Consider the following 1,138-nt stretch of genomic DNA (forward strand, 5'->3'; position numbering starts at 1 on the left):
CGTCGATCTCGGGCAGTCGGCTGATGCCGTGCCGTTCCAGACAGCGCTGCAGCGAGGACCGGGTCAGGTGCGGGATCGTCGGTTGCAGGCCATAGAGGCAATCGTCGAGCGGGAGCAGCTTGTTCCGTGGGAAAGCGACGATGATCGCCTCCTCCTCGACCGTGAGCACGGTGGAGCGCGGCGCTTTGGGTCCCATCCGGGCATCCGCCGTCGTCGCCCGTGTGCGCCACTTCTGCACCGTCGTCGGACTGACGCTGTATCGCCCGGCCAGCGCCCTTACGCGCTCTGCACGTAGCTGGATCGCGCGACGGACTCACTCCGTCGTGGTGGCGCTTCCATGGAGAACTTGGCCCATAGCGCTTCCCTCGCAGCATGGTGCTCAACCGTATCACCACACCGCGGGATCAAACACTTGAGGCGTCCGATCAGCCGCTCGACCCTGTTGCGCTCCCGGTACGCGGCCTCGTCGAAGTCGGGCTGCCGCGGCTGATCTTTGCGGGTCGGAATGACCGGCTCGATCCGACGGCGTCTGAGGCGACGACGAGCCGGCGGACTGGAGTAGCCCCGGTCCCCGGCCGTTCGGCGGGGACGCAGGCGCGGTCGGCCTCGGCCAGAGCGCGGCACGGCGCCCTTGTCCATCAGCGCATCCAGGGCGAACTGTTCGTGGCGCTCGCCGGCCGTCAGCACCGCCGTGATCGGTTTGCCACCGCCTTCGGCGCGCAGATGCAGCTTGGTCGAGAACCCGCCCTGGCTGCGCCCGAGCGCTTCACCCACCCCTTCGACCGTGCCCTCACCCCCCAATGGCGCCGGACCGGCGAGCACCGGCGGCATGCTGGTGGGCGCGCACCACCGTGGCGTCCACGAAGTGCAGGTCCCAGTCGAGGTCGCCTCGGGCATCGGCTTGCGCCTGCAGGCACCGCAGCACCCGGTCGAACACGCCGGTCTGCTGCCAGCGATAGAACCGGCTCGACACGGTCCCGACAGCACCATAGCGGGCCGGCAGATCGGCCCAGGGCGCACCCGTGCGCAGGATCCAAAGCATACCGTTCAGGACCTGGCGGTGATCCTCCGCTGGCCGGCCCGTGCGCGGCTTCTGCGGAGGCAGCAACGGGGCGATCTGCTCCCACTGCGCATCAGT

Annotated in this window: 1 protein-coding gene and 1 pseudogene; both read right to left on the bottom strand. The window is 69.3% G+C overall.

Translation table 11 applies throughout. From position 1 onward, the window contains the following. A pseudogene (locus tag MKK49_RS08025) lies at positions 1-301 on the bottom strand (IS481 family transposase); the annotation flags it as partial. Next, positions 277-1,138, bottom strand: a protein-coding gene (locus tag MKK49_RS08030) for an IS5 family transposase (protein ID WP_409565037.1) whose coding sequence is annotated in 2 segments (ribosomal slippage) — positions 277-798 and positions 800-1,138 — 861 coding nt annotated over the 2 segments. Because the reading frame shifts where the segments join, the coding sequence is not laid out codon by codon here. This gene is flagged as partial in the annotation. The gene MKK49_RS08030 and the pseudogene MKK49_RS08025, both read right to left, overlap by 25 nt.

Origin of the sequence: Methylobacterium sp. J-090 (genome assembly GCF_022829345.1) — a bacterium.
GTDB lineage: Bacteria > Pseudomonadota > Alphaproteobacteria > Rhizobiales > Beijerinckiaceae > Methylobacterium.